The following is a 26,245-nucleotide window of genomic DNA, read 5'->3' as shown; positions in this document are numbered from 1 at the left end:
GCATCGATCAGGCGGGCGTGCGCACCGAAGTTGCGGATGTCACGGCTTTGGCACGAACTCGAGCAACGGCGCGTAGGGCGGCCCCACCAGCGGCGGATAGCGGCGGTAGGTGTTGTAGACCGCTCCGTCCTCCATCGCGAAGACGCTCCACCCTGCGCTCACCGACACGGCCGACTGGAGGTCCGGCGCACCGACGTCGTCCCGGTAATCCTGCAGCCATTGCGGCGCCTCGCGGAGCAGCTGCCCCATGTCGAACTCGTCGCGGGCGATTCCGGACATCTCCTCCCGGCGGAATGCGAAGCCGTAGTCGAACAGGAAGTCGTCGCCGCAGGCCGACACGTAGGGCATCGTCCACCCGCGCTGTGCCTTAGTTGCCATCAGCTTCTCCAGCGGCGCCAGCGACATCGCGATGAGCGTCACGTCGCGGTCGTTCACGTGCGTGATCATGCCGCCCAGCCCATCGCCGACCGAGGTGCAGCCCGGGCACGCCATCTTCCAGTCCTCCCCGAACATCAGGTGATAGATGAGGAGCTGCGAGCGGCCATCAAACAGCTCCGGCAAGGACTTGGGCCCGTCGTCGGTGGCGAAGGCGTAGTGCTTCTCGACCGGAACCCAGGGCAACTCACGCCGCTGCTTGGTGACGCGCTGTTCGTGCGCCGCCAGCTCCTGCTCGGCCGCCAGCAGCTCCTTGCGGGCGGCCTGCCACTCCTGCTCAGTCGCGACCTTCATCCGATCTTCCTATGTTCGACCTCGTCCTTGTTGAAACCGCGCGGGAGCAGAAATCTCATCGGCACCTGGAAGTCGACGGCCTCCGCGACCCGTCCGTCCTCGAGGTGCAGGACGCACAGGGCGAACGGATGGTAGCCCGGCTCGCCCGGCGGGCACAGGTACACCGCGACGGCGGGCTGTAGGTTCGCCGCGGCCGGGACAAGGAGATGCGGCCCGGGCGCGGCGTGGTTGTCGCTGCCGCGGCGGAAGGCATCAAGGCTGTCGTACCACTGCGGACGCGGGCCAGTCAATTTGCGAGCCGCGATAGTAGCGCCGGCGCTGTCGCCGGCACTCACGCCGACGTTACAAGTTTGCACGTCGTGCATTGCACGCCAACGGTGTTGGACTGATCGATATTGACGACACCCCTCGTGCCGAAATCCAGATCGCTGACAGTCTGAACTTGCATTCAGCTTGGATCATGTTGCGCACGGTCAAGTTGCCGGTCGCCATGGCGGCAAACGCCGGTCTAGCCAGCACAATCGGAGCAAGCGCTGCGATACTTGGCGGGAAAAAGTGGTTCGATCACGCGTTCCAACGCATGGCCAAGTGGAACGAGATTCTCCGGATAGAGGAGCTGATGTTTCAAGCTCGTGCCTGGCGCCCAGTCATGATCTGGCGAACTCAGGCTCGCTCGGATCATCCGGTCACCAAAGCAGTCGCAGCGTTCGCCGCCAATCCAGCGTGGACAGGGCAGGCGGCGTCTTTGCCTGCCGATCCAGTGGTGGCAGGAGGTGGAGTGCCGCGGACTGGAGGGCGCGCCCCGTCATCTGGCGGGGAAGCGGAGCGGCCGTTCAGGCCTCTACTACTATTGTCGGCGCGCCGGGTCTGGCATGGCCGATGATGCGAGCCAAAGGATAACCTTCCGCGACGATCCTCTCGACGAGCGCCGCTGCGCGGTCGGTCTCGCAAGCAACCAGCAACCCGCCCGAAGTCTGTGGATCCGTGAGAAGATGGCGTCGCCACTCGGGCATGCCGGGAGGTAAGCTTACCGCGTCGCCATAGCTCGCCCAGTTGCGCCGCGATGCGCCGGTGACGTGGCCGTCGACCGCGAGCGAGGCAGCTTCGGAAAAGAGCGGCACGTCGTGGCTGCAAATTATCAGCGTGCACCCGGAACCGCGTGCCATCTCGAGGGCATGTCCGAGCAAGCCAAATCCGGTCACGTCGGTGACGGCGTGGACGCTCGCGTCCTGCGCCAGCTCCGATCCGATCCGGTTGAGAAGGGTGGTGGAGGCGATCATTTCGCGATAGCCGCTCTCGGAAAGCGCCTGCTTCTTGATGGCGGCGGAGTAGATGCCGACGCCGAGCCCTTTCGTCAGGATCAAGGCGTCACCCGGCCTGGTGTCAGAATTGCGTCGGATATCTCCGGGTCGGCATGTGCCGATGACTGCGAGGCCATAAATCGGCTCCGGCGAGTCGATCGAGTGGCCACCTGCAACCGGGATTCCGGCGTCGGCGCAGACAGCTTCACCACCTTTCAGGATTTCGCGGACCATGAGCATCGGGATCTTGTCCAGAGGCATCCCGAGGATCGCCAGCGCCATGATCGGCCGGCCACCCATCGCATAGATATCGGACAGGGCGTTGGTTGCGGCAATCCGGCCGAAATCGTAGGGGTCATCTACCATAGGCATGAAGAAGTCGGTGGTCGCGATGACGCAAGTCGCGCCGTCGAGTTGCCAGACTGCCGCATCGTCGCCGGTCTCCGTGCCGACGAGAAGCTGATGATAGGGACTGGCAGCCGCCGGATTAGCGAGAAGCTGCTGCAGCACTGACGGTGCCAGCTTACAGCCGCAACCGCCGCCATGGGCGAGGCTGGTCAGGCGCACAACGGGCGCATCGGTTTTTTCGGGCGAGAGGGCGATTGCCATAGTCGTCGAGCCTCCTCTGCTGGCACGCTTTAGTAGGGATCAAGGTCAACCGGAATGGAAAATACGATCGCGCCAACGCACAGCGCGTTTGGAGCACGCTTGCTCTCAGCGGATTTCATTAAGTTAGGAAAGGCAAGCACCGTATCCGGCGTGCGAGGCATCGCCGTCATTGGGTATCGATCGAAAGGCGCCCCGACCCGCGGGAGCTGTTTCATCACCACGCTTTACTGTATGGTAATGCGTTCGTTTTCGTCAATCGCAGTCGCGGTCACGAAAAGATGACAAGAATATTCAACAATAATACACAATGCCGATTTGCGGGCATAACCTGTTGCAGGAAGGCGGTTCGGAGGGGCACTTTTGCTGCACCGTACGCACCTCGTTCTTGGCATTGATTTTATTTGGCCCGAGACTAGTTACTCGGATTGAACCGTTGGTTCGAGTTGCCTTGTGGGGCATCGGCTTCGGGAGGAACCCATGAACATCGATCTTTCTCGACGCGCGTTCCTGCAAACAGCAGGCGCGGGTTTCGCCGGTACTACGCTTGGAGCCCTCGGCTTCGGCGATAGCGAGGCCGCACACGCGGCGGCTATACGGCCCTTCAAGCTCGCGAACACCACCGAAACACGCAACACCTGTCCATACTGCTCGGTGGCTTGCGGCATAATCTTGTATTCGAAGGGCGATCTCAGAAAGGGCGAGCCGGCCGAGATCACCCATATCGAGGGTGATACTGATCATCCGACCAATCGCGGCACCTTGTGCCCCAAAGGGTCGGCCCTGCTCGGATTTGTCAAGTCGCCGACCCGTCTGCAACATCCGATGATCCGCAAACCGGGCTCGGACAAGTTCGAGCCGATAAGCTGGGAAGACGCGCTCGGCCGCATCGCCCGCCTGATGAAGGACGATCGCGACAAGAACTTCGTCGCGACGAACAATGACGGCGTGACGGTCAACCGGTGGATCACCACCGGCTTCCTCGCCGCCTCGGCTTCGACCAATGAAACCGCGTTCGCGACCTACAAGGTGGTCCGCAGCGCGGGCATGCTGGTGTTCGACAACCAGGCACGTGTCTGACACGGCCCGACGGTGGCGAGTCTCGCCCCAACATTCGGCCGCGGCGCAATGACCAATTCCTGGACCGACATCAAAAACACGGATCTCGTCGTCATCATGGGCGGCAATGCCGCGGAAGCGCATCCTTGCGGCTTCAAATGGGTCACAGAGGCGAAGGCCAACCGCGGCGCCAAGCTCATCGTCGTCGACCCGCGCTTTACGCGCTCAGCTTCGGTGTCGGATCTTTACGCGCCGATCCGCCAGGGAACGGACATCGCCTTCCTGCTCGGGCTGATCAACTACTGCATCCAGAACGACAAGGTGCAATGGGACTATCTGAAGGCCTTCACCAACGCGACGTATGTCGTCAAGGAGGGCTTCACCTATCAGGACGGCCTCTTCTCCGGCTATAACGAGGCGAAGCGAGACTATGACAAGTCCAGTTGGGACTATGACATAGGCACGGACGGCTTTGCCGTTGTCGACGCGACATTGGCCAATCCGCGCTGCGTCTGGAATCTTCTCAAGAAGCATGTCGCGGTCTACACGCCGGAGATGGTCGAGCGCATCTGCGGCACACCGAAGGACCGGTTCCTGAAGGTGGCCGCGATGGTCGCCGAGACATCGTCTCCGACCAAGGCGATGACCTCGATGTACGCGCTCGGCTGGACCCAGCACTCGAAGGGCTCGCAGAACATCCGCGCCATGGCGATGCTGCAGCTTGTTCTGGGCAATATCGGTATACGCGGCGGCGGCATGAACGCGCTTCGCGGTCACTCCAACATCCAGGGGCTGACCGACCTCGGGCTGATGTCGAACCTGCTGCCCGGTTATCTGACGCTGCCGACTGAGAAGGAGGTCGATCTGGCAGCCTACATGTCGACCCGAGGCTTCAAGCCGCTCCGGCCGAACCAGATGAGCTACTGGCAGAACTACAGGAAGTTCTTCGTAAGCTTCCAAAAGTCAATGTGGGGCAACGCGGCAACGCCGGAGAACGGCTTCGCCTATGACTACCTGCCGAAGCTCGACCTGCCGGGCTACGATCTGCTGCGGGCTTTCGAGCTGATGCACCAGGGCAAGATGAACGGCTATTTCTGCCAGGGCTTCAACCCGCTACAGGCAGCTCCGAACAAGAAGAAGGTGATTGAGTCCCTCTCGAAGCTCAAATACCTCGTCATCATGGATCCGTTGGACACGGAGACGGGCCGGTTCTGGGAGAACCACGGGCCGTACAACGACGTCGATCCGTCGCAGATTCAGACGGAAGTCTACCAGCTTCCCTCCACCTGCTTCGCCGAGGACGACGGCTCGCTGGTCAATTCGGGGCGCTGGCTGCAGTGGCATTGGGCCGGCGGCACGCCCCCCGGCGAGGCCAAACGCGATACCTGGATCATGGCGCAGCTCTATCTGCGCCTGAAAGAGCTCTACAGCAAGGAAGGCGGCGCCTTCGCCGAGCCGATCGTCAAGCTCAACTGGCCTTATGCCGATCCCGGCGATCCGACGGCCGAGGAGCTTGCCCAGGAGATCAATGGTAGAGCGCTCGCCAGGGTAACCGACACGGCCGACCCGACAAAGGTGCTGGCCGAGGCCGGAAAGCTCTTGCCGGGCTTCGCCGCGCTGCGCGACGACGGCTCCACCTCCTGCGGCTGCTGGATCTATTCCGGCTGCTTCAACGAAAACGGCAACAACATGGCCAGGCGGGACACCACCGATCCTGACGAAACCGGGGCCTATTCCAAATGGGCGTTCTCATGGCCTGCCAACCGGCGCATTCTCTACAACAGGGCGTCGGCTGACCTCACCGGAAAGGCTTGGGATCCAAGCCGCAAGGTGATTGAATGGGACGGCACGAAATGGTCGGGCTACGATGTCCCCGACATCTTGCCAACGGCAAAGCCCGATCAAGTAGGCCCGTTCATCATGAATCCGGAAGGCGTCTCGCGCCTCTTTACCCGGGGCATGATGCGCGACGGACCATTCCCGGCGCATTACGAGCCATTCGAGTCGCCCATCGCGAACCCGATAGCTCCCAAAGTTCGCGGCAACCCCGCAGCGCGGGTGTTCGAAGGCGATATGGCCCAGTTCGCCGAATCGGCTTCGCAGGAGTTCCCCTACGCGGCGACCTCCTACCGCCTGACCGAGCATTTCCACTTCTGGACCAAGCACGTCATCACCAATGCGGTGATGCAGCCGGAGTTTTTCGTGGAAATTTCGGAACAGCTTGCGGCCGAGAAGGGCATCACCAAAGGCGGCTGGGTGCGCGTCTGGTCGAAGCGCGGTTCCGTTGTGGCGAAGGCCATGGTGACCAAGCGGATCAGGCCGCTCACCTGCGATGGCAAGACCGTCCACATCGTCGGAATACCATTGCACTGGGGCTTCACGGGAGCGGCGAAGAAAGGCTTTGGCCCGAACGTGCTCACCCCCTTTGTCGGTGACGCCAACATCGAGACGCCGGAATACAAGGCGTTCCTTGTCAACATCGAGCCCATCGCCGGGCCTGTAGCGTAGGAGGAGTAAGCGATGTTTCCTCCACTTCCAAATCCTTCGACGACGGATACCGCACCGCGTTTTTCCGACAAGGACCTCATCCGCCGCTCTGCCTCGACGGTTCCCGCGCCCGAGCAGCAATTGACGGAAGTCGCCAAGCTCATCGATGTTTCGAAATGCATCGGCTGCAAGGCGTGCCAGACGGCCTGCATCGAGTGGAACGACACGCATCCGGAGATCGGCTTCAATGCCGGCGTCTATGAGAATCCTGCCGATCTGACGCCGGACATGTTCACGCTGATGCGCTACAGCGAATGGGACAATCCCGAGACGAACGAACTCGAATGGCTGATTCGCAAGGATGGCTGTATGCACTGCGCTGACCCGGGCTGCCTCAAGGCTTGTCCGGCACCAGGCGCCATAGTGCAGTATTCGAACGGCATCGTCGATTTCGTCCATGAGAACTGCATTGGCTGCGGCTATTGCATCAAGGGTTGCCCGTTCAACATTCCGCGCATCTCCAAAGTCGATCACACGGCCTACAAATGCACGCTCTGCTCCGACCGCGTGGCTGTCGGCCAGGGACCAGCCTGCGCCAAGGCCTGCCCGACCCAGGCAATCGTGTTCGGCACAAAAGACGAGATGAAACAGCACGCCGACGGCCGCATCAAGGACCTGAAATCGCGCGGCTATTCGAATGCCGGCCTCTACGATCCGCCCGGCGTCGGAGGGACGCATGTGATGTATGTGCTGCACCATGCCGACCAGCCGGAACTCTATTCTGGTCTGCCGAAGGAGCCGAAGATCAGTCCGCTCGTGGAGGCGTGGAAGGGCGTGACCAAATATGCCGGCCTCACCATTCTCGGCGTGGCGGCTGGCGTCGGCCTGCTTCACCATCTGGTGATGGGACCGAACAGGGTCTCCGAGACGGATGAGGAGCATGCCGAAGAGCTGACGGAAGGCGACAACGATGGCCGCATATGACGTGAAGCCGAACGAGCAGGTACATCCCGGCAAGCCAGTCATCGTGGACCGCTACACGGTGAGCGCGCGGATCAACCATTGGATCACGGCGGCCAGCCTGATCCTGCTCGCCTTGTCCGGCCTTGCCATGTTTCACCCGAGCCTGTTCTTCCTGTCGGGGCTGTTTGGCGGCGGCCAGTTCACGCGCTTCATTCACCCATGGATCGGCGTCTTGCTCTTCTTCAGCTTCCTTGGGCTTTTCCTTCGGTTCTGGAAGGCCAATTTGTGGAGGCCCGAGGACGGAACGTGGCTCGCACGCTTCCGTGACGTATTGTCCAATCACGAGGACAACGTCCCCGACGTCGGCAAGTACAATGCCGGCCAGAAGCTCGTCTTCTGGTCAATGTCGATCCTCATCATCATCCTGATTTCGAGCGGCATCGTCATCTGGCAACAATATTTCGCCGCTTACACCACGATCGGTCAGCAGCGGGTGGCGCTGCTTGTTCATTCGATCGCTGCCGTGGCGATCATCGGCGTCTGGATTATCCATTTCTATTCGGCCATCTGGGTACGCGGCACCATTCCCGCCATGACGCGCGGACGGGTGACCGGCGGCTGGGCTTGGCGGCATCATCGCAAATGGCTGCGTGAACTGATCGCAGGCAAACCGGACGGACGTTCGGGATCGAATCCCGCCGAATGAGCGGGTATTTGTTTTTACGCAATTCCGGACGGAAAACCGTTATACACTTTTCGTGGAATTGCTCTGGAGCAGTATCAAGCCGACCACGTGGCCCGTGAGGTTCGTGAGGTTGAAATGCCAAAGCAACAAGATCCGTCACGCCCTGACCCGACTGTAATCGGCGAGGTCTCGGCTCCACCCTTTGCGCGCCTGCCTGATCCGCGGACCTTGTTCATTCGCCGCTCCGAGCGATTGGATGTGTTGGCGGATGACCACCAGCTCGGCCCCTATCTCCGCTTCCTCTCTGCACTGACGGATGCGCAGCACCGCATCCAGGACGGCTTGCCGGAGATCGAATTGCCGACCGCGGAGGCGCGCGAGCGCGCACGAACCTTCGGTATGCCGCCGCTCGATCGCAACCAATCCACTTCGGATGCCGCCCTTGGAATGACGCTCGGCCGCCTGTTCGAAGTGGCAGCCGCGATCGAAAAACCCAAGGCGGCCGCAGCCGCCTTGGACAGGCTGGCGAATATCGATGCGTCCGGGGTCGACTCCATGGTGCGCAATGTGCTCACCGATGCGATCCCAATGAACGCGCTTGCCGAGCATGTCTATGTCGCGGCCGCGCTGCAGGTTCACTTTGCCCGCCTCGCGGCATGTCTCGACAGCTCGAAGCTGGTTCCGGTTGCCGACGGCGCCTGTCCGGCCTGCGGTGGGCCGCCCGTATCCTCGATCATCGTCGGTTGGCACGGCGCACACGGGGCGCGGTTCTGCGTCTGCGCGCTGTGTGGAACATTGTGGAACCACGTCCGTGTCAAATGTACGCTGTGCGGCTCGACCAAGGGGATAGGCTATCAGGAAATCGAGGGAGGCCCTGGCACGGTCAAGGCCGAGACCTGCGATGCATGCGGCTGCTATGTAAAGATCCTGTACCAGCACAAGGATCCGGCTCTCGATCCGGTCGCCGACGACGTGGCGACGCTCGGCCTCGACCTGCTCGTCCGCGAGGGTGGCCATCGCCGCGGATCGTTCAATCCGTTCCTTGTTGGCTATTGAGGATACGATGACCGCTTCATCGGCAAACCCTTTGCGCAACCTTCCGTCGGTCGACCAAGTGCTGAGGACCCCGCTGGCGGCGGCCGCAATCGAGCGCTTCGGACGGCAGGCCGCGACGGAGGCCATTCGCCGAGCCGTCGCCGATGCACGAATGGCCTCCCGCAATGCCGCAGCCGTCGTGCCGGAGGCAAACGATCTTGCCGGCGACGCGCTCGTGCAGCTCAGGGACGGCGAACGCTCTTCCCTGCGTCCCGTTTTCAACCTGACCGGAACGGTGCTGCATACCAATCTCGGACGAGCCCTCCTCGCGAAAGAGGCGGTCGAGGCTGTTCGGCTGGCGATGCGCGAAGCGGTGGCTCTCGAATTCGATGTCGAGAAAGGCGAGCGCGGCGAACGGGACGATCATCTTCGATCGCTCGTTTGCGAGCTGACCGGAGCCGAGGATGCAACCGTCGTCAACAACAACGCGGCTGCCGTCCTTCTCGTGCTCAACACGCTGGCGCTCGGTCGCGAAGCGATCGTTTCGCGAGGCGAGTTGATCGAGATCGGCGGCTCTTTCCGGATGCCCGAGATCATGACGCGCGCCGGCGCCAGGCTTGTCGAGGTCGGCACCACCAACCGCACGCATCGCAAAGACTATGTCGCGGCGATCGGCCCGGAGACCGGGCTCATCCTCAAGGTGCACACGTCGAACTACCGGGTCGAAGGATTCACGGCCGAGATCCGAGCACCCGAGCTCGCTTCAATCGCCAAGGCGCATGGGGTACCGCTGGTCCATGATCTCGGTTCGGGCACGCTGGTCGATCTAGCCCGCTACGGCCTTGGGCGCGAGCCGACCGTGCGCGAGGCGGTCGCCGACGGCGCCGATCTCGTCACATTCTCCGGCGACAAGCTGCTTGGCGGTCCGCAGGCGGGTTTCATCGTCGGCCGCAGGGACCTGCTCGCAGCGATCAGCCGCAACCCGATGAAGCGGGCGCTCAGGGTCGACAAGCTTCGTCTGGCCGCGCTCGAGGCGACGTTGAAGCTCTACCGCGACCCCGACCGCCTGGCCGAGCGCCTGCCGACGCTAAGGCTGCTCTCGCGCTCGGTGAGGGAGATTGCAGCGCAGGCAAAGCGCCTTGCTCCCCTGGTTGCTGACGCCGTGGGCGAAGCCTTTGCGGTCGACACGGTGGAGTGCCGGAGCCAAGTCGGATCCGGCGCGCTGCCGCTCGAAACTGTGCCAAGCGCCGGGCTTGCTCTCAAGCCGCGCTCAGGGAGCGGCCGGGCGCTCGAAGCGCTTGCGGCTGCGCTGCGTGGGCTGGGCGTTCCCGTGATCGGGCGCATCGAAAACCAGGCGCTCGTGCTCGATTTGCGCTGCCTGGAAGACGAGGCGAACTTCATCGCCAATCTAGCCGGCTTAAATCTGGGAGGAACCGATGCGCTGGCTTGACCGCCTTGCGCGCCGCCCAGCCGAGACGCCTGTGGCCGCACGCATGACCGAGGCCCTCGAAGCCGCGCGGCGAGGCGATCATGCCGTGGCTCTCTCCATATGGGAGCCGCTGGCTCACCTGGGCGTTGCCCGCGCTCAGAACAATATCGGCGCCTGCTTCGCCGAAGGGCTCGGCGTCGAGCGTGATGCGGATATGGCCTTTCCCTGGCTGGCGCTCGCCGCCGAGGCAGGGGATCCTGTCGGACAAAGGAACCTGGCGTCGCTCTATTTCCGCGGCGAAGGAGTCGAGCAGGACTTTCGCCGGGCGGCCGAGCTCTATCGGGCCGCAGCGGAAACTGGCGACGGACCGGCGCAGGATATGCTGAGCTGGATGCTGCTGGAGGGCGAAGTGATAGCTCCCGATGCCGGCGAGGCGCGACGCTGGGCGCTTGTCGCGGCCGATCAGGGCATCGCATCCGCTATGACCCGGATCGGCATGCTTTATCACAATGCGCTCGGCGTGCCGCGCGATCCGGACGAGGCTGTCCGCTGGTGGCGCCGTGCTGCCATGCGAGGAGACGCCGAAGGGCAGGCAATGCTCGGCGCCGCCTGCCATCTTGGTACGGGCGTGCCGGCTGACGCGGTCGAGGCGCTGGTTTGGCTCCTGCGTGCCGAGGCAGGCGGCAGCGCCCTTGCCCGCCGCTATCTGGCTGCGGTGCGGGCCGAATTGAGCGCGGGCGATGCCGCCGAGGCCGAGCGTCGCGCCGCCGCGCCGTTGCCGGAGACCGCATCATGATCGTCGGCACGGCGGGACATGTCGATCATGGCAAAACTGCGCTGGTGCATGCGCTGACCGGTATAAACACCGATCGTTTGCAGGAGGAAAAGACACGCGGCATGACGATCGATCTCGGCTTCGCCTATTTGCCGGTGCCGGGTGGGGATAGCATCGGTTTCGTCGATGTTCCCGGGCACGAGCGTTTCGTACACACGATGCTCGCCGGCGCCAGCGGCATCGACTTCGTGTTGCTCGTGGTGGCCGCCGACGACGGCGTCATGCCGCAAACCCGGGAGCATCTCGCCATCGTCGACCTGCTCGGTGTCAAGCGCGGCGCCGTCCTGCTCACGAAATGCGATCTGGCCGGACCCGAGCGCCGCACTGCGGTGGCGAACGATTTCCGCTCGGTGCTTGCCGGGACGATGCTTGCCGAGGCCCACCTGATTCCCGTCTCGGTCGTTACAGGCGAAGGTATCGATGAACTCAGGTATCTCTTGGTCGAGGAGGCGTCGCATCTTGCCCGGCGTGCAGTTTCGGGCCGTTTTCGACTAGCGGTGGACCGCTCGTTCACGCTGCGCGGCGTGGGCACCGTCGTGACGGGCACCGTGCTTTCGGGTTCTCTCGGTACTGGGGACAACGTGGTCGTAAGCCCGTCAGGATTGCTTGCGCGGGTCCGATCGATCCACGCCCAGAACCGGCCGGCCGAACGTGGTCGGGTGGGAGACCGCTGCGCGCTCAATCTGACCGGCGAAAGGGTTTTCAAGGAGGCGATCCGGCGCGGCGACGTAATTGTCGATCCGAAGCTTCACGCGCCGTCGGACCGGATCGATGCAAGCCTTCGCGTTCTGCCGGGTGAACGCAAGCCGATCGGCCAATGGTTTCCGGTGCGGCTCCACCATGCCGCGACGGAGGTGGGAGCACGCATTGTACTCCTCGGAGACGAACCGATCGGGCCTGGCGGCACGGCCAATGTTCAATTGGTGCTGGACAGTCCGATCGCGGCCGCTGCCGGCGACGTTTACGTGGTGCGCGACACCTCCGCGCAGCGAACCATCGGCGGCGGACATTTTCTCGATCTGCGGGCGCCCAGCCGCAAACGCCGCGCGCCGGAACGGCTGGCCCAACTCGATGCCCATGCGCTATTGGCGCCCGAACTGGCCGCCGCCGCACTCCTTGATGCGCCGCCCCACTATTTCGACCTGAAGGCTTTCGCGCGCGACAGGGCGCTTCGTGACTGCGAGATGGAAGGCCTGATCGATCAACTCGGGCTTGTCCGTTTTGCCGTCGGAGAAATGCTTCTCGTGCTGTCGCCAGAGCGCTGGTTGCGATTCAAGCGCGACTTGGCCGCGACCCTGGAGAACTTCCATGCCGACAATCCGGATTTGCCGGGCGTAGGAATGGAGAGACTGCGTATTGGGCTTGATCCACGTCTGCCGGCTCCCTCTTTCATAGCAGTTCTGCGGAGCCTTTCGCACGCTGGAGAAGTTGCCTTGGACGGCGCCTGGGTGCGGCTGCCCGGTCATGAGGCGCACCTGACGGCAAAGGATGAAACTCTCTGGCTGCTGATCCAGCCTCTCATCGGCGGACCCGAACGATTCCATCCGCCGAGAGTGTGGGATATTGCCGAGGTGCTGGCCGCGCCGGAGACAGAAATCCGGCGGCTTCTGAAGCTTGCCGGCCGCATGGGGAAGGTCCATGAGGTCGCTCATGACCACTTCTTCCAGCGCGAGGCGTTGGCGCAGATCGTGGAGATCGCGCGCGACCTCGCTGCGTCGATGCCCACAGACGAGTTCACCGCTGCTCAATTTCGCGATCGCGTGGGCAGCGGACGCAAGGTCGCCATCCATATCCTCGAATTTCTCGATCGGCACGGCGTGACGCTGCGGCGGGGAGACTTGCGCCGTCTGAACAGGCGCAGGCTGGACCTGTTCCGCCTGACAGGCGAGGGTGAGCCGCCGATGGCGCAAATTTCTGGAGGAGCATCGTCCCCGGTGGGGCGTCCGGACTTCAAATCCGGGAGGGGCCGCGAGTCGGTCTCTGGTGGGTTCGACTCCCACTCTCTTCCGCCATCCTAGTGAGCCAAGATGAACCCGACGGCTTCCTTTCTGAATGACCTGAAAACGACGGCTGAGACCGCCAGGACAACCGAGGCAAGCTTCAGGCGACAAGCGGCCAATCAGATCGCGGTTTTGGAACAGGAGCGCGCTTTCGCCTTCAGGCGGCTCAACCTCATGCAGGCGATCTCGGACGCCGTGGCCTCAGCCGAAAGTGAGGAGATCGCCGTGGCCAGCGCTTTGGCCGTCCTGCGCTTGCGGCTCGGCTGGAATGCGGACAGCGAGGCGCGCACGGAAGCGATCACGCATTTTGGCCCCGTTGCGCTTGCGTTGTTCCAGGCTGCGAGGCTGCCCGAGGACGAACCCGCCACCAATATCGGCGAGGCCCTTGCGATTTTTGAGCATTGGTACTCCGAATCCCGGGGATCGCCGTTCTGGTTGCTATTCGAGCACCAGATCGTGGACACGCCGCTGGTCGACTTTTGACCGACGGACTTTTCGGCATACCCGGATGTGAAAGCAGAGAGCGCAACGTCGCTTTATTACCGACGACACGATGCGGTAACCGGCGCCTCGGTCACCGCCGCAAGCAGCTGCTTTGGGGGCGGACGCCGGAAGGCGTTCACTCCCATGACATAGGAGCCATATTCGAGCCTTATGTCGTCGAGGTTGACAAATTGACCGGCTACCTAGAGATCGCGCGCGCTCTCAAGCCAGGGGATATGTCACAGAACGAAAGGCGCTCGGCGCCAGGAACGGCGCGCAAGAAGACAGAGAGCAATCAGCAGGCGCCCGCGGAGCGCGGCAGCATGGCCATTCGCACTTCCTCTTTGGTGTCGAAACCCGGCAGAATCCGGCTAACTGAGCCAATGGTGCGTGGCATTTGGGCATTGACAGGCGATGTACGCGGAAAGGCGAGCTGGCCGACCATGCACCAGGACATAGGTGGTTGAGTTTGTTCGGTAAGTGACAACAACGTACGTCCGACGTTCACTTTGTGAGGCATTCGCATCAGATTCGCGACAAACAGATAGCCAGTGCCGCCGACGCTATCCCTTGACCGCCGAGCCGACGATCGAATCCACGAAGAACCGCTGCAGCAAGACGAAGAGCACCAGTGGCGGGAGCACGGCAAGTGTCGCGCCAGCCATCACCAGTCCCGTGTTGAGAGCGCCTCGATTGTAGCTGAGCAGGCGACTAAGGCTGATGACGATCGGATATTCGTGTGCATTGCCCTGTAGAACCGTCAGCGGCCACAGATAGCTGTTCCAGTGATAGACGAAGGCAAACAGCGCCAGTGCCGCGATTGCCGGCGCCACGCTCGGCGCGACGATCTTGAACAGGATCAGGAGTTCCGACGCCCCATCCATCCGTGCTGCGTCGATCAGATCGTCGGGCACGCCGGCTATGAACTGGCGCATCAGGAAAATGCCGAACGCATTGGCGAGATTGGGCACGATGATGCCGGCAAGGCTGGCGTTCAGGCCGATTGATCCGACGAGACGGTAAAGCGGGATCAGCGTGACGATCGGCGGCAGGAACATGGTGGCGATCAGCACCGAAAACAGCAGTGAGCGGCCGGGAAAGTGATGCTTGGCGAAAGCGTAGCCAGCCATCATGCTGGTGACCAGAATGCCGGCGGTGGTGATCGTGGCGATCACCAGCGAATTCCACATCGAGCGGCCGACATTGATGACGCCGGACACTTTCTCGTACGCTTCGAGGGTGGGCGTGCGCGGTATCCACACCGGCGGCACCTGCATGGTTTCGGCCGGCGTTTTCAGGCTGGAGAGCACCATCCACAACAGCGGGAAGGCGGAGGCCACGGCAACCAGCAGCATCAGCGTGGCGAGCAGCGCTCTGCGGCCCGCCAGGCGTTTGCGCGCCAACCGGCTCGATGCTGAGCGGCCCGGCGCGCTCATTCGTCATCCTTCCGGTTGGCGAATGCAAACAGCGCACACACAATGACGATCAGCGCCAGCATCAGCATCACTGCCATGGCCGAGCCCAGCCCGCCTTGTGCCCGCTCGATGCCGACTCGGCGGATATGGTAGGTCAGCACGTTGGTCGAGCCGACCGGCCCGCCTTGGGTGATCAGCGCCACCGGCTCGAACACCTGCACGGCGTTTATGATGGCAATGACGGCGCTGAACAAGAGCGTGCGGCTCAATAGCGGCAAGGTGATGAAGCGGAACTGTTCGCGCCGGTTGGCGCCGTCAAGCGTCGCCGCCTCGTAAAGACTGCCCGGGATCTGGGTCAGCCCGGCAACGGCCAGCACCGTAAAATAGCCGATCTGCTGCCAGACATTGAGGACGACGATCGAGATCAACGCCGATCTTGGCGAGGACAACCAGAGTTGCGGGCCGATGCCGGCGAGACCGAGCACCTGGTTGAGCGGCCCCTCGCTCGGCGAATAGAGCTTCGACCAGACCAGCGTCACGGCGATCATCGGCACCATGTAGGTGGAAAACAACACGGTCCGCAGCGCCGTGCCGCCTGCGACATCGCGCTGGTGGACCATCAAGCCGAACACTACCGAAAGGGGCAGGATGAGCATCACCGACAATGCCGTGTAGATGGCGGTGTTGAGCAGCGCTCGCTTGAAATCCCGCCCGACCGAGGTCGGCCCGAATATTTCGCGAAAATTGTCGAAGCCGATGAAGCTCGCATTGGAAAAAGGCGTCTGCGTCGACCAGTCCTGGAATGACAGCCAGATGGTGAGCAGCATCGGCAGCAGGATGAAAACGCCGATCAGTGCCACGGCGGGCGCCAGCATGATGCCCGCCGAGGCACGATAGGTCTTGATCATCGCTCTGCTTCCAAAGCGTCGGGCTCTCGAAACAGCGCCTTCGCTATTTGGCGGCACGCTCCAGGATCGAGACGGCATCGGCCTGCGCGTTCGCCTGCACATCCTTGGCCGAGAGCTGCCCATACTGCAACGCCTCGAGCGTCTGCTGCAGCGATTCGCTGAACTCCTGGCCGCCCGGGACGACAGGGAAGGGCTTGGCGTCGGCAAGCACGCTGACATAGCCGGACAGGAACTCGGAACCGAGCTTGTCCTTATGGGCTTCGATGTCGGAGGTCCGCGTCGGCAGGATGCCCATCGACATCAGAATATCCGACATTGCCGATGCGCCGTTCTTGCCGGACTTCGGACTGTTCAGCCATACCAGGAAATCCCATGCCGCTTTTTGTTCGGCCTGACCGGCATTGGCGTTGACGACGGTCATCCATGAATAGGAGATCGAGTGCGGCTTGTCGCCGCTCGGACCGACCGGGATGGGTGCGGTGGCGATATTGGAGAACTTGTCGCCCATGCCGCTCTTCAATGCGCTTTCCCACCAGTTCGCCATGATGATCATGCCGGTCTTGCCGGAGACGAAATTGTCTAGGAAGGGGCCGGTTGTGTTGGCGTCGGCCGTGGCCATCGCCGGATCGCTGGCGCCGGACTTGATCAGGTCCTCGTAAAGCTGGAAAGTCTCACCGGCTTGAGGACTGTCGAGCATCGGTTTGCCGTCCTTGACCAGCTCGCCGCCATTGGAGACCAGCAGCGAGGCGAAGGGATGGACGACGCCCGCCGCCCAGGAATTGATCATGCCGAAGCCTTGCTGGCCGGCATCTTTCCTGGTCAGCTTCTGGGCCGCATCCTTCAATTCGGACCAGGTCTTCGGCGCGGCTGTGATGCCTGCCCGTTTGAACAGCTCCTTGTTGTAGTTCAGCGCATAGACGTCGATCTCGTTTGGAATGCCGTAAAGCGTGGCGCCAACAGAGGCCGCACTGACGACACCGGCCGGCCACGCACTCTTGACCTCGCCGGCAACCACATCGGGGGCCGGCGCGACCAGCTTGTCTCGCGCCAGTTCGGGCAGCCACAAATCATAGATGCCGCCGATCGTCGGCCCGTCCGAGCTGCCGCCCTGAGAACGCAGTGTCGTCAGGAGATCGCCGAAGGGGACGGCGCGCACGGTGACGGTCACATCCGGATTGCTCTTGGCGTAGTCCTTGGCCGCGGCGTCCAGCAAAGCGACCGTTTCGGGCGACCAGTGGGTCAGATAGGAGATGTTGACCGATTGAGCCCAACCAATGGTGGGCGAGGCCAACAACCCTGCAGCCAACGCCAGTTTCGAAATCCAAGCCAAAGACATCCGGCCCTCCGCATAGCCACACAGCGATGTCCATGACGTTATGACAACGTGAAGCAACGATGCAAGCGCTATCTTCGTGGAGAGCTCCTGCCGGTGTTGCGGCGTTTTCTCACTGCGGTCCACAAAGCATGAGAGATTACATTGTGAAAACAACAAATTCTCTGATACAGTTCGAGCTGATTCTCGCCTGCCGGCCATGCCCGAACATAGTGCAAGGCACTTGCGGTCGAAGTCATGTCGTTATAATGAGATGAGAAAAGCTTATGCCTCTCGGCTTTTGAACCGCCGTGGGAATGACAATCGGCAAGAATGGGAGACTGAGTATGTTTTCAATTCATCGACGCGCCGCGCTCGGCCTGATCGGCGGCTTTGCCGCAGTCTGCACCGGGGTCTTCACCGCACTGCCGGCAAAGGCTGACGACACCGTGACCCTGTGGAGTTGGCGCACCGAGGACGAGGCTGCGATGCGCCGCATCTTCGATGCCTTCGAGGCCAAGACTCCCGGCATTAAGGTCAACATCCAGTTCACCCCCGACGCCGACTACCAGAACCGGCTGAGCACGGCGCTGCGTGGCGGCCGCGGGCCTGATATCGCCCAGCTCAAGGCTTACGGCGAACTGCAGCCGTTCATCGAGGGCAGCTATCTCGACGCGCTCGACGACAGCGTGCCGGAGCTGAAGAGCATGCCCGATAGCGCGCTGGGCGGCGCTCGTGGCCGCGCCGACGGCAAGATCTATGGCGTGCCCTATTCGGTGCCGATGATGGGTGTCTTCTACAATCAAGACATCTTCGCCGCCCAGGGCATCGAAATCCCCAAGACCCACAAAGATTTCGTCGCCGCCTGCGAGAAGCTGAAAGGGGCGGGGATAACGCCAATAGCCGCCGGCGGCGCCAACGGCTCCGCCTGGGCGCTGGAGATCGGCGTCGGCGTCGTCGGCCCGACCATCTATGGCCCGGGCTTCTACGACGAAATGATGAGCGGCAAGGCGACCTTCGAGGATCCGCGCTACGTGGCTGCCCTGAAACGCTATGCCGAGTTGAAACCGTATTTCTCCGACGGCTTTGCCGGGGTCGATTACACCACCTCGACACAGCAATTCATCGGCGGCAAGGCGGCCATGTTCTTCGGCGGCTCGTTCGAGAACGGCAGCTTCAAGGCGCAGAACCCGAAGCTGAAATTCTCGATCTTCCCGTTCCCCGCCGACGATCCTGCCACCAAGCTCTACACCTCGGCCTTTTCAGACGGCTCCTATGGCCTGGTCTCTGAAAGTACCAACAAGGAGGCAGCGACCAAGGTGCTCAACTTCATGGCTTCGGCCGCGTTCGCGCAGCTCTTCGCCGACGAGTTGGGCTGGCCGCCGGCCCGTACCGACGTCACCGTGAAAGACCCGGTACTCGCCACGATGATGGAGATGTCGAAGAATTCCACACCCTATCTGACGCTTGTCGGCTTCCGCTGGCAGACGCCTACGGCCTCCTCGATCTTGCAGTCCGAGATCATCGACATGGTCGAAGGCAACATCACGCCGCAGAAGCTGGCGGCGGACATGCAGGCCGCCGTCAGCAGCTGGTTCAAGCCGAAGCAGTAGGCGCTCACACTCTGCGCGAAACAGCACATGATCGCCCGTCGCCGCAAAAGCAGCCTTCAGCGCACCCAGCAGCGCATGGCCGTGCTGTTCATCGTGCCGGCGCTGGCCATTTATGCGCTGTTTGTCCTTTATCCGCTGCTGATGTCGCTGTGGGGCAGCTTCTTCGTCTGGAGGGGCCTGCGCATGCTGGAGTTCGCCGGCCTGTCGAATTTTACCCGCCTGTTCGTTTTCCCGAGCGGTGGGCGGCTCTACGGAGCGCTCTGGCACAACGTCGCCTGGTTCTTCGGCATCATGCTGTTCCAGAACGGCCTTGGTCTGCTGTTGGCCTGGCTGCTGTTCCTGCGCGCCAAAGGGGCGGCCTTCTTCCAGTCGGTCTTCTTCTTCCCGGCAGTGCTGAGCCCGGTCATCGTCGGCGCCCTGTGGCGGCTTCTGCTGGCGCCCGGCGGCACCATCGAATGGATGCTCAACGGCCTTGGCCTGCATCAAGGCAGCCTGACGGTTCTCGGCAACAGCCACACGGCACTCGTGATGCTGATCGCCGTCGACGCCTGGAACTGGATGGGCCTGCCGGTGCTGATCTACACCGCCGGCCTCAGGCAGATTTCGTCCCAGATATTCGAGGCTGCCAGGCTGGATGGCGCCGGCAGCGGCCGCATGCTGGTCTCGGTTGCCCTGCCTTTGCTGATGCCGGCCGTCGGCACGTTGACGACGCTGTCCTTCATCAACACCTTCAACCAGTTCGACATCGTCTATGTCATGCAAGGCGTGCAGGGCAATCCGAGCTATTCCACAGACACGCTGGTGACCTATTTCTACCGGCTCGCTTTCGGCGCCGAAGGCGCGGTCGGTATCACCGATATAGGCCTGGCGCTGGCGCTCGGCACGCTGCTGTTCCTGATCCTGAGCATCGGCACGCTTTTGATGTTGCGCTTCTTCGACCGCCGCACGGTGCAACTGTGAATATGCTCGCCGTTCCTCAACAGCTTGCTCGGCTGCCCGGCTGGACGGCGCTCGTCTTGTGGACCGCGGCGGTGCTGCTGCCGCTCTACATTCTCGTCGTCTCCTGTTTCAAGACCACGGCGGAGATCTACGACAACAGGCTCGGCCTGCCGCAAAGCTTTGCCTTCGACAATTTCGTGGCGGCCTGGACGCGCGCCGATCTCGGCCAGAATTTCGTCAACAGCCTGATCGTCACCGGCGGCGCGGTGATCCTGACCATTGTCGTGTCGGCAATGGCCGCCTATCCGCTGAGCCGCTACCGGCTGGGATGGAACGGCATCATGCTCGGCCTGTTCCTGGCCGGCATCATGCTGCCGATCCGGCTTGCCTCGGTGGAGCTGTTCACGCTGATGCGCAACCTTGGCCTGCTCGATTCGCTGACCGGCCTGATCCTCGTCTATTCGGCCATCCGCATTCCCTTCGCCGTCTTCATCTTTGCAAACTTCATGCGGGTGCTGCCGTCCGAGCTCGACGAGGCGGCGCGCATGGATGGGGCCGGCGAGGCGCGCATCCTGTTCCAGATCGTGCTGCCAATGGTGAAGCCAGCCGTATCGATCGTTGCCATCTTCACCGCTATCGCCGTGTGGAACGACTTCTTCTTCCCGCTGATCTTCATTTTCGACGACCGCTACAAGACTGTTCCGCTGGCGATCAGCGTGTTTGTCGGCCAGTTCCGCACGGATTGGGGCCTGGTGTACGCCTCGCTTGCCATCTCCATGGCGCCCATCCTGATCATGTACTGTCTGCTTGCCCGCCAGATTCGCGAGGGCGTTGGCTCTGGGGGAGGCGCGAAATGATCGAGGACAAGGTCTATGCCGCACGCTCGATCCTGGTCGTCGGAGCGCACGCCTTCGATGCCGAGGTGATTGCCGGTCCACTGGCGGCGACGGTGGTGCAAGGCGGTGCCGAAGTCACCTTCCTGCATCTCAGCATGGGCGAGCAGGGCCATCCAAGCCTCGCCCCCGAGCACTATTGCGTCCAGAAGGAGGAGGAGGCCGCAAAGGCCGCAGCCAGGCTCGGCGTTGCCATGCGCAGTCTCGGGCTGCACGACGCCTTCTTGCCTTGCGACGACGAGACGGCGCTCAAGGTTTGCGATGTTGTGCGCGAGTTGAAGCCGCAAATCGTCATCACCCACTGGCATGGCAGCTGGCACAAGGACCATCGCGCCGCGGCCCGACTGACACAGACCGGTATTTTTTTTGCGGCATTGCCAACGCTGAAGCGCGACCATGGCGCACACACGCCGCAACTGCTGCTGTTCGGCGAGAACTGGGAGGACGACGAGGGCTTTCGTGCCGAGCATCTCGTCGATGTCAGTGACGGCTTCGACGCCTGGAGCGAGGCGGTGCAGGAATACGAACTTGCACGTGGCCTGAGCAGTTTCCCCTATGTCGATTATTACAGCGCACTGTATCGGCTGCGCGGCTGCCTGCGCGGCACGCGCTACGCGCAGGGTTTTGTGGCAGCGTCGCAATCCTGGCATGCCGGCAGCGGGCTGTTCGCGCCGGCTGCCAATCGGAGCCGCTCTCGATGACACGCGTTCTGGCCATCGATCTTGGCGGCACCAATTTGCGCGCCGCAATCCATACAGGCGATGTTCGCTGGCTGGAAATGCTGAGCCGCGAGCCTGCGCCGGCAAGCCTTGATGCCTTCGTCGCCCGAATCGGTGCCTTGCGCGCCGAGGCCGGTCCGGTCGAGGCACTTGGCCTGGCGGTGCCGGGGCTTGTGGAGGGCTCGATCTGCCGCTGGGTTCCGAACCTGCCCTACTTCGATGGTGTCGACGTCGCGACCTTGTTTCCTCGTCTGCCTGTTGCCATTGGCAACGATGCGCAGATCGCCATGCTGGCCGAGGCGGTCGAAGGTGCCGCAAAAGGCCTGTCCGATGCCATCCTGCTGGCGATCGGCACCGGCATCGGCTCCGCCGTTCTGGCCAACAACCGCATCGTTGCAGGCGCACGTGGCGGCGCCTGCTCATTCGGCTGGGCCTGCGCCGACATCGAGGATGAAGGCGAGGACCGCAGCGGCTGGCTGGAGCGCTTCGCTTCCGGGCGGGCGTTCGACGCCGCGGCGCGCCAGATCGGGCTGGCCAATGGCGGCAGGCTGGTCGAGGCGGCCCGGAGTGGCAAGACGGCCGCCCTTGACGCATTGGAGCTGCCGGCGCGCCGGCTGGGCACTGCCTTGGCGGGTGCGGTCGCGCTGCTTGACACCCAGGCGGTCCTGATTTCCGGCGGGCTTGCCGATGCGCTGGACGTGGTCGGACCGCCGCTGCTTGCGGCATTGCGGCGTCAGCTGCCGCCGCATCTGCGCGATGTCGTGCTGCGGTCCGGCGAATTCGGCTCCCGCGCCGGTCTCGTCGGCGCCTCGCTGGCCGGTCTCGCCGGAGCACAGTGGAGGCAGATTAGATGAGCCAAGTCAGCTTCCAGCTGCCCGACCGCCGAAGGCCCGAGCCGCTCTGGTATCAGGTGGAAGAGGCCATCCGCGCCATCGTCAAGAGTGGCGAGTGGGCGACTGGCGACCAGATTCCGGCCGAAGACAGACTGTGCGCCCTGTTCGGGGTGAGCCGCATCACGCTGCGCCATGCGCTGCGCAATCTGGAGGAGCACGGGCTGCTACGGCGCGAACATGGCCGTGGCACCTTCGTGCGCTCCACCACGCTGGTCGCTGGCACCCGCGAACTCACCAGCTTCACGCAGGAAATGGGCAATATGGGCGTGGTCGCCGGCTCGCGCTTGCTCGACTGCAGCCTGACCACCGCCAATGCCGCCGCGGCCGGAGCGCTGGAGATCGAGGAGGGCGACCCGGTGGTGCGCATCCGGCGGCTCAGGCTCGGCAACAACGAACCGATCGGTATTCAGACTGCGCAACTCTCGGCCGCGCGCGTGCCCGGCTTTCTCGATGCCGGCCTGTTGCAGGGCTCGCTCTACGAAGCGCTGGAACGCCATTACGGCATCGTGCCGGTCGCGGCACGCGAAAACTACCGTGTTGGCGCGGTCGGGGCGGCGGATGCCGAGTTGCTCGATCTGCCTGCGGGGAGCCCCGCTTTCGTGGTCGAGCGCATCACCACCGACGAGCGTGGCGCATTCGAATTCACCGTCTCGGTGATGCGTGGCGACCGCTATGAAATCCGCTCGACGCTGCGTGCCGGTCGCGCCGCGCCAACCGCAAGAAGCTGAGCCATACCCAAGCCGACCCATAACAGGAGTACCGACGTGTCCGATCTTTACATACCCCGCCTTGCCGCCCTCATCGAACAGGCCTCGAAAGCCAATGCCGAAGCCTTTGGCGAAGCGGCCAGCCGCTTTGCCGACACGCTCGAGAGCGGCGGGTTGGTTCATCTTTACGGCTCGGGCCACTCGGTGTTGCCGGTCCAGGAAGTGTTTCCGCGCTACGGCAGCTATGTCGGCTTCAATCCGCTGACCGACCCGCGTGTCATGTGGCATAACGTGCTCGGCGCCGGCGGCGTGCGCGAACTTCTGTGGCTGGAGCGGACCGAGAAATACGCCGAGAAATTCCTCGACCACCAGCCGCTGAACAAAGGCGATTCGATCATCATCTTTGGCCACAGCGGCCGCAATTCGTCCGGCATAGACACCGCGCTTTATGCGAAAAAACGCGGCATCTTCGTCGTTGCGATAACTAGCAAGAACAATCTCGACAAGCCGGCGACGCACTCTTCCGGCAAACGGCTTGCCGATGCCGCCGACCTTGTCATCGACACCTGCTCGCCGATCGAGGATGCCATCGTGCCGGTCGAGGGCTGGAGCCGGCCGGTCTCCGGTTCGTCGACCGTGCTTGCCATGATCCTTGCGCATGAGCTGATCGCCCGCACCGCCGAGGCGCTTTCGAAACGCGGTATCGAGCTGCCGGTTTTTGCCTCGCCGACAATTGCCGGCGTCACACTGCACGACACCGACGTCATCTATGGCGTCTATCGCGAGAGAATGCTCGAGGCGCAGAAGAAGCACCTGCCGACCTTCCAGGCGACCATGCGCGGCGAATGACAACCGGGGAGGGCACGCAAAACGCCAGGACGTAGACTCATCACCGCGTAGCCAGATGCGAGTTGAGACGAGTTTCAGGGCAGCAAGGTAGTTTTCTGCCAGCTTGTCATATCGAGTTGCGATGCGACGCAACTGCTTGGCCTTGTTGAAGAAGCGTTCGACGAGGTTGCGGGCCCTGTAGAGGAAGGGGCTGAAGCACATCGGGTCCTTGCGGTTGGCCTTGGGCCGGGATGTTGGCCCATGCCTTTTGCTCGGTGACGGCATTGCGCAAGGCGTTGGCATCATAGCCCTTGTCGGCGAGCAGCATGGCACCCTCGGGCAAATCCTTGATCAAGTCCGCTGCGTAGGCGATGTCACTCATTTGACCTGCCGTGAGCGGCAGCTTGATCGGCCTGCCTTGGGCGTCGACAAGAGCACGGATTTTGGTTGTAAGCCCGTCTCGTGAACGACCGAGACAATGATCTCGGCCGTGGCGCCTTGCTGATGGACGCGAACAACGGAGGTGTCGATCATCTGCACTTTGTCGTCATGGGCTTTGGTAATGTCGTCCATGAGGCGGTCCCACACACCTGCTTTCCGCCATCGAACGAAGCGATTGTAGCAGGTGGTGCGTGGGCCGTATCGCTCCCTGGCAGATCGCGCCATGGCGCACCCGATCGCAGCACCCAGAAGATGCCGTCTGCCCGCTGTGCCTGGACGGTGATCGTGCCGAAGAAAACCAGTGCTGCAGCGAACGTTCCTCGTAATATTGCGTTTAACCATGAAAGACGACGATTCGCCCAAAGCATGCAAAAGGGCCCATCGGCTCTCGCGCCGCGATGCAAGGCCTGGAAAGCCTTACGCCAGATCAGTTTGTGAAAAGTCATTGCCCTTGTAAAGCAGGGCAAGCCGGTGAGCCTTCGCGCAAGCATAGGCAAAACAATCGCCGAAATTGAGATCGGCTTTGTGCCCGACTGCTTTGCCGTATTTCATGCTGGCTTCGATCGCCCGGTCGCCGATGTCGCCGGATATCATGATTTCCTTGCCGGCGATCTCGATCAAAAAGGCGTCGACGGTATCACGGGCTTGCGCCAGCATGTTGGCCGTGGGCTTGGCGTTCTTTTTGATGGCTTCGGCCGACGCTCGCGCGAGACCCTGGACTGCCTCGAACCGGACGAGCGGGGAGATATACAGCGGCTTGGTCGCGGCCGCGAGCCGCTTTTCCAGTTCTTCCGCGCCAGGTTCCTCGTTCAGGATGGCAACGATCACCGAGGCATCGACGAACATCAGTCGTCGCTCCACATTTGGTCGGTGAATTTCTTCATATCGAAATCAGGGTTGGCCGGCCCGATCCGCCGCGCCATTTCCTTGACTTTGGCAAGTCTCTCGCGCAGCGGGACGCTGCCGCGGTTGCGCTCGATCTCGTGGCGCAAGGCGGTTCTGACGGCCTCGGTCTTGCTGCGCGCGTTGGTAATCTGCTGCAGCTCGACGGCCATGGCGTCGACGTTGGGATCGCGAATGAAGAGCGGCATTTTGTATATCCTCATGAGTGATATATGTATATCACACCGGAGATATACTCGCCAGCGAATTCGCGAGCGGCGGTTTTGATAAGGAGGGAGGGAGGAATGCAGCTCGCGAAAATCCGTCGGGAGGTTCGGTTCTGGTGCTCAGTCCTTGGAATTGCTCGGCGTCTGAAACACGTCGCTCCGGCCATGTCATTGTCAACGCCCACATGCCCAAGGCGTATCGACGCTACGTGCGCCGACGCATGCGCATCCCAACATCCGCGGCGACCGATTGATGTCGATAGACCGCCCACGCGCCCGACGAGGCCAGCGCCAGCTGCATCGATTGCGTCAGGTTCATAACGGCCATAATCCCGGCCCAGCGAACTCTCTCGTTAGGGCAGCTCGGGGAGTGCTACGGCTGGATGCTCTTGGGAACATTCCGAGCGCATGATCCGGCGGCGAGGATAAACAATCTGAACCACGCGCTGCCTCCACATGATGGCGCCGGCGAACTCAACGAAGCCGTGTTGCCATTCGTGGTGAACTGGATAACACGGCCTATCTTCTCGCTCGAAAATTCGGCGGCCTCGACAATCATTGCCGGGGTTACCTCGACGGATCCCTTCGCCGTCTATCCGCGTCTCATCGGCTGTCGCGCTGATCCGGATTGACAGCCACCCGCAATTAAAAGTGCCGTTTGATGACACCTAGAGCGTCGGACGTTCAGTTTGAATCGCGAGGGATTCCAGTGAGGCGTGGTTCATGATTCACTTCCTGTAGGAGGTGATTTGCCATGCCCAAGCCCTATTCGCTCGATTTGCGTGAACGTGTTGTGCGGTTTGTCGAGGCTGGCCACTCGCGGCGTGCGGCGGCGGCACATTTTGGGGTGTCGGTT

The 26,245-nt window shown here is 62.5% G+C and carries 24 protein-coding genes, 1 tRNA gene and 2 pseudogenes; 18 read left to right on the top strand and 9 right to left on the bottom strand.

The annotated features are described in order from the left end of the window. Positions 1-39 precede the first annotated feature (39 nt). The 3 genes from NKI67_RS02220 to selD form a co-directional block, all read right to left on the bottom strand. Positions 40-729, bottom strand: coding sequence for a DUF899 family protein (locus NKI67_RS02220; protein ID WP_352644303.1), 690 nt, complete (start codon positions 727-729; stop codon positions 40-42). Then, a complete protein-coding gene (locus NKI67_RS02215; RefSeq protein ID WP_352644301.1) occupies positions 726-1,094 on the bottom strand; it encodes a sigma-70 family RNA polymerase sigma factor family protein in 369 nt (122 codons plus the stop codon). The genes NKI67_RS02220 and NKI67_RS02215 overlap by 4 nt, the downstream gene beginning before the upstream one ends. 468 nt (positions 1,095-1,562) lie before the next feature. Then, complete coding sequence (gene selD, locus NKI67_RS02210) at positions 1,563-2,639, bottom strand: selenide, water dikinase SelD (protein ID WP_352644299.1); 1,077 nt, start codon at positions 2,637-2,639, stop codon at positions 1,563-1,565. A 477-nt stretch (positions 2,640-3,116) separates the two neighbouring features. On the opposite strand from selD, the gene fdnG reads away from it, so the two are divergent. The 9 genes and pseudogenes from fdnG to NKI67_RS02165 all read left to right on the top strand — a co-directional run bounded on the left by fdnG (position 3,117) and on the right by NKI67_RS02165 (position 13,612). Continuing rightward, positions 3,117-6,203, top strand: coding sequence for a formate dehydrogenase-N subunit alpha (fdnG, locus tag NKI67_RS02205; protein WP_352644297.1), 3,087 nt, complete (start codon positions 3,117-3,119; stop codon positions 6,201-6,203). Between the two features lie 12 nt (positions 6,204-6,215). Further along, the gene (fdxH, locus tag NKI67_RS02200) at positions 6,216-7,166 is read left to right on the top strand and encodes a formate dehydrogenase subunit beta (protein WP_352644295.1); all 951 of its coding nucleotides are present in this window, start codon (positions 6,216-6,218) and stop codon (positions 7,164-7,166) included. After that, positions 7,153-7,851 carry a formate dehydrogenase subunit gamma gene (locus NKI67_RS02195; RefSeq protein ID WP_352451684.1) on the top strand — a complete coding sequence of 233 codons (699 nt, stop codon included), beginning with the start codon at positions 7,153-7,155 and terminating at the stop codon, positions 7,849-7,851. The genes fdxH and NKI67_RS02195 overlap by 14 nt, the downstream gene beginning before the upstream one ends. Positions 7,852-7,965: 114 nt before the next feature. Then, positions 7,966-8,886 (top strand): formate dehydrogenase accessory protein FdhE, encoded by a 921-nt coding sequence (gene fdhE, locus NKI67_RS02190; protein WP_352644293.1) that lies wholly within the window; start codon positions 7,966-7,968, stop codon positions 8,884-8,886. 7 nt (positions 8,887-8,893) lie between these two features. Continuing rightward, a complete protein-coding gene (gene selA, locus NKI67_RS02185; RefSeq protein ID WP_352644291.1) occupies positions 8,894-10,315 on the top strand; it encodes an L-seryl-tRNA(Sec) selenium transferase in 1,422 nt (473 codons plus the stop codon). Continuing rightward, the gene (locus NKI67_RS02180) at positions 10,302-11,090 is read left to right on the top strand and encodes a tetratricopeptide repeat protein (RefSeq protein WP_352644290.1); all 789 of its coding nucleotides are present in this window, start codon (positions 10,302-10,304) and stop codon (positions 11,088-11,090) included. The genes selA and NKI67_RS02180 overlap by 14 nt, the downstream gene beginning before the upstream one ends. Then, positions 11,087-12,922: pseudogene (gene selB, locus NKI67_RS02175) on the top strand (selenocysteine-specific translation elongation factor); the annotation flags it as partial. The gene NKI67_RS02180 and the pseudogene selB, both read left to right, overlap by 4 nt. A gap of 123 nt (positions 12,923-13,045) precedes the next feature. After that, a tRNA-Sec gene (locus tag NKI67_RS02170) sits at positions 13,046-13,141 on the top strand. Between the two features lie 120 nt (positions 13,142-13,261). Continuing rightward, positions 13,262-13,612, top strand: coding sequence for a hypothetical protein (locus tag NKI67_RS02165; protein ID WP_352644288.1), 351 nt, complete (start codon positions 13,262-13,264; stop codon positions 13,610-13,612). A 563-nt stretch (positions 13,613-14,175) separates the two neighbouring features. Here the strand turns inward: NKI67_RS02165 and NKI67_RS02160 are convergent. The 3 genes from NKI67_RS02160 to NKI67_RS02150 are packed head-to-tail and all read right to left on the bottom strand — an operon-like array spanning position 14,176 to position 17,271. Next, positions 14,176-15,048, bottom strand: a complete 873-nt coding sequence (locus NKI67_RS02160; protein WP_352644286.1) for a carbohydrate ABC transporter permease — start codon at positions 15,046-15,048, stop codon at positions 14,176-14,178. After that, entirely contained in the window at positions 15,045-15,935 is an 891-nt protein-coding gene (locus NKI67_RS02155; RefSeq protein WP_352644284.1) for a carbohydrate ABC transporter permease, read from the bottom strand. The genes NKI67_RS02160 and NKI67_RS02155 overlap by 4 nt, the downstream gene beginning before the upstream one ends. A gap of 43 nt (positions 15,936-15,978) precedes the next feature. Continuing rightward, positions 15,979-17,271: an ABC transporter substrate-binding protein gene (locus NKI67_RS02150; RefSeq protein ID WP_352644282.1), complete on the bottom strand. Its 1,293-nt coding sequence runs from the start codon at positions 17,269-17,271 to the stop codon at positions 15,979-15,981. 323 nt (positions 17,272-17,594) lie between these two features. On the opposite strand from NKI67_RS02150, the gene NKI67_RS02145 reads away from it, so the two are divergent. From NKI67_RS02145 to NKI67_RS02115, 7 genes are read left to right on the top strand one after another with little or no spacing between them, the layout of a single operon-like run. Further along, positions 17,595-18,860: an extracellular solute-binding protein gene (locus NKI67_RS02145; protein WP_352644280.1), complete on the top strand. Its 1,266-nt coding sequence runs from the start codon at positions 17,595-17,597 to the stop codon at positions 18,858-18,860. Positions 18,861-18,887: 27 nt separating this feature from the next. Continuing rightward, a complete protein-coding gene (locus NKI67_RS02140) occupies positions 18,888-19,820 on the top strand; it encodes a carbohydrate ABC transporter permease (RefSeq protein WP_352644278.1) in 933 nt (310 codons plus the stop codon). Positions 19,821-19,822: 2 nt separating this feature from the next. After that, positions 19,823-20,656: a carbohydrate ABC transporter permease gene (locus NKI67_RS02135; protein ID WP_352644276.1), complete on the top strand. Its 834-nt coding sequence runs from the start codon at positions 19,823-19,825 to the stop codon at positions 20,654-20,656. Continuing rightward, positions 20,653-21,393, top strand: a complete 741-nt coding sequence (locus NKI67_RS02130; protein ID WP_352644274.1) for a PIG-L deacetylase family protein — start codon at positions 20,653-20,655, stop codon at positions 21,391-21,393. Before NKI67_RS02135 ends, NKI67_RS02130 begins: the two co-directional genes overlap by 4 nt. Further along, on the top strand, positions 21,390-22,265 hold the full coding sequence (locus tag NKI67_RS02125) for an ROK family protein (RefSeq protein WP_352644272.1): 876 nt from the start codon (positions 21,390-21,392) through the stop codon (positions 22,263-22,265). Before NKI67_RS02130 ends, NKI67_RS02125 begins: the two co-directional genes overlap by 4 nt. After that, positions 22,262-23,032: a GntR family transcriptional regulator gene (locus NKI67_RS02120; RefSeq protein WP_352644270.1), complete on the top strand. Its 771-nt coding sequence runs from the start codon at positions 22,262-22,264 to the stop codon at positions 23,030-23,032. Before NKI67_RS02125 ends, NKI67_RS02120 begins: the two co-directional genes overlap by 4 nt. Before the next feature lie 36 nt (positions 23,033-23,068). Then, entirely contained in the window at positions 23,069-23,860 is a 792-nt protein-coding gene (locus NKI67_RS02115) for a sugar isomerase domain-containing protein (RefSeq protein WP_352644268.1), read from the top strand. A 51-nt stretch (positions 23,861-23,911) separates the two neighbouring features. Here the strand turns inward: NKI67_RS02115 and NKI67_RS02110 are convergent. The 3 genes and pseudogenes from NKI67_RS02110 to NKI67_RS02100 form a co-directional block, all read right to left on the bottom strand. Further along, positions 23,912-24,540, bottom strand: a pseudogene (locus tag NKI67_RS02110) (IS5 family transposase); the annotation flags it as partial. Between the two features lie 157 nt (positions 24,541-24,697). Beyond that, positions 24,698-25,126, bottom strand: coding sequence for a type II toxin-antitoxin system VapC family toxin (locus NKI67_RS02105; protein ID WP_023678722.1), 429 nt, complete (start codon positions 25,124-25,126; stop codon positions 24,698-24,700). Then, positions 25,126-25,371 (bottom strand): type II toxin-antitoxin system VapB family antitoxin, encoded by a 246-nt coding sequence (locus NKI67_RS02100; RefSeq protein WP_352644266.1) that lies wholly within the window; start codon positions 25,369-25,371, stop codon positions 25,126-25,128. Before NKI67_RS02100 ends, NKI67_RS02105 begins: the two co-directional genes overlap by 1 nt. A 401-nt stretch (positions 25,372-25,772) precedes the next feature. On the opposite strand from NKI67_RS02100, the gene NKI67_RS02095 reads away from it, so the two are divergent. Together NKI67_RS02095 and NKI67_RS02090 are read left to right on the top strand one after the other, a co-directional pair. Further along, a complete protein-coding gene (locus tag NKI67_RS02095; RefSeq protein WP_352644264.1) occupies positions 25,773-26,021 on the top strand; it encodes a hypothetical protein in 249 nt (82 codons plus the stop codon). A 122-nt stretch (positions 26,022-26,143) separates the two neighbouring features. Beyond that, on the top strand, positions 26,144-26,245 hold a 102-nt coding region (locus tag NKI67_RS02090), incomplete at its 3' end, for an IS630 transposase-related protein (protein WP_352644496.1).

The sequence above is a fragment of the Mesorhizobium sp. M0408 genome (assembly GCF_040321495.1).
Taxonomy (GTDB): domain Bacteria; phylum Pseudomonadota; class Alphaproteobacteria; order Rhizobiales; family Rhizobiaceae; genus Mesorhizobium.
The sequence above is the reverse complement of the archived record's forward strand: the minus strand, read 5'-3'. Positions and strand labels throughout refer to the sequence as shown.